2 protein-coding genes are annotated in these 2,136 nt (G+C 72.1%); both read right to left on the bottom strand.

Annotated features, from left to right (window positions below):
- Positions 1 to 403: 403 nt before the first annotated feature.
- Complete coding sequence (locus ACFVIM_RS34780; protein WP_384310292.1) at positions 404 to 847, bottom strand: heat shock protein transcriptional repressor HspR; 444 nt, start codon at positions 845 to 847, stop codon at positions 404 to 406.
- A 5-nt stretch (positions 848 to 852) separates the two neighbouring features.
- Positions 853 to 2,037 (bottom strand): molecular chaperone DnaJ, encoded by a 1,185-nt coding sequence (dnaJ, locus tag ACFVIM_RS34775; protein WP_384310289.1) that lies wholly within the window; start codon positions 2,035 to 2,037, stop codon positions 853 to 855.
- Between the last annotated feature and the right edge of the window lie 99 nt (positions 2,038 to 2,136).

Here is a 2,136-nt window from a genome sequence, read left to right as displayed (position 1 = left end):
GTTCCGGGGGCGGGCGGCCCCACCGCTCAGCCGCTCTCATCACCGCCGCACGGACGGCCGTACGGTCCGGACACGTACGGTTCCGACCCGTACGATTCGGACCGCCATCCTCATACCCCTGCCCCACGCCGAACGCCTGACGGCTGCCCTGGCGGCTCGCCACACCGTCGAAGGCCCCCGAAGACCTCCCGGAGCCTTACGAGACGTGGTGCCCCCATCACGCGGCGCCACGGCCCGCTAGCCGTCCGGGCGAAACACCCGACTGGGCCTGGAAGGGGCGTACGAGATCACTCGCCGGGAGCCGGGGCGCACGGTGCCGCCCGCGGACGCCGGAAGCACGGGACCAGGACTCGTACGGGACCAGCGCAGGGCTCGTACGGAACGGCGCAGGACTCGTACGGGACTACTCGCCCCGCTTGGGCCGCCACACCACCAGCGCGCTCGCCTGCTGCACGTCCTGGTACGGGACCAGGTCCCGCCGGTAGGACGCGTGCACCTGCGCCTCGCGCTGCTGCATCGCGGCCGCCGCGCCCTCCAGCGCCGCCGACAGCTCGGCGACCCGGGACTGGAGCGCGGCCACCTGGTGCTCCAGCTCGATGATGCGCTTGATGCCCGCGAGGTTGATGCCCTCGTCCTGGGAGAGCTGCTGCACCGTGCGCAGCAGTTCGATGTCGCGTGCGGAGTAGCGCCGTCCGCGCCCCGCCGTGCGGTCCGGTGAGACCAGCCCGAGCCGGTCGTACTGCCGCAGGGTCTGTGGGTGCAGCCCCGAGAGCTGAGCCGCCACCGAGATCACGTACACCGGGCTCTCGTCGGTCAGTTCGTACGGGTTACGGCGCCTTCCGTCCATCTCCCTCATGCTCCCTTCGCGGCCTGGAACAGCTCGGCCCTCGGGTCGGCGTCCGCGGTGGCTTCGCGGTACGCCTCCAGCGCTTCCTTCGCCTTGTCGCTCAGGTCCTGCGGAACCGCCACCTCCACGGTGACGAGCAGATCGCCCCGGGTGCCGTCCTTACGGACCGCGCCCTTGCCGCGAGCGCGCATGGTGCGCCCGTTGGGGGTGCCCGCGGGCAGCTTCAGGGTGACCGGCGGCCCGCCGAGGGTCGGCACCCTCACCTCGCCGCCGAGCACGGCCTCCGGGTAGCTGACCGGGACCGTGACGGTCAGGTTGTCGCCCTTGCGGCCGAAGACCGGGTGGTCGCCGACATGGACGACGACATAGAGGTCGCCGGCCGGGCCACCGCGCTCGCCCGGCGCTCCCTTGCCGCGCAGCCGGATCCGCTGCCCGTCGGAGACGCCCGGCGGGATCCGTACGCTCATCGTCTTGGAGGAGCGGGCGCGCCCGCTGCCCTTGCAGACCTCGCACGGGTCCTGGGCGATCAGCCCACGGCCCTTGCAGTCCACACACGGGTCGGTCAGCGAGAACGAGCCGCTGCCCCCGCGCGAGACCTGTCCGGTGCCGACACAGGTCGGGCAGACCCTGGGCGTGCCGTTCTTGTCACCGGTGCCCGAACACGCCTTGCACGCGGCCGAGCTGGACATCCGCAGCGGGACCGTGGCCCCGTCGACGGCCTCGGTGAAGCTGAGCGTCACCTCGGACTCGATGTCCTGACCACGGCGCGGCTGGGTCCGGGTGGTGGTGGAGCCGGGGCCGCCGCCCCGGTTGAACAGCCCGCCGAACACATCGCCGATACCGCCGCCGAAGCCGCCGGGCTGCGGTCCGCCCTGGGCGCCCCCGAAGAGGTCCCCCAGGTCGAAGTTGAACGTGGAGCCGCCCGCGCCGGGACCGGCGCGGAACCCGCCGTTGCCGAAGAGGGCGCGGGCGTCGTCGTACTCCTTGCGGCGCTTGGGGTCGCCGAGGATGTCATTGGCCTCGGAGATCTCCTTGAACCGCTCCTCGGCCTTGGAGTCGCCCTTGTTGGCGTCCGGGTGGAACTCGCGGGCGAGCTTCCGGTACGCCTTCTTGATCTCGGCCTCGGTGGCGTCCTTGGGAACGCCGAGAACCTTGTAGTAGTCCTTCTCGACGAAGTCCTTCGTACTCATCGACGTCCCTCCTTCCGGCCGGCCTCAGTGATCCGTGCCGTCCGCGCGCTCGGCGCGCGATCCGGCGCGCCCGCCGATGCCGGCGCGCCCCTCACGCTC

This window comes from Streptomyces sp. NPDC057638 (genome assembly GCF_042800315.1).
Classification (GTDB): domain Bacteria; phylum Actinomycetota; class Actinomycetes; order Streptomycetales; family Streptomycetaceae; genus Streptomyces.
Note: the sequence above shows the minus strand (reverse complement) of the source record. Positions and strands in the feature narration are given on the sequence as shown.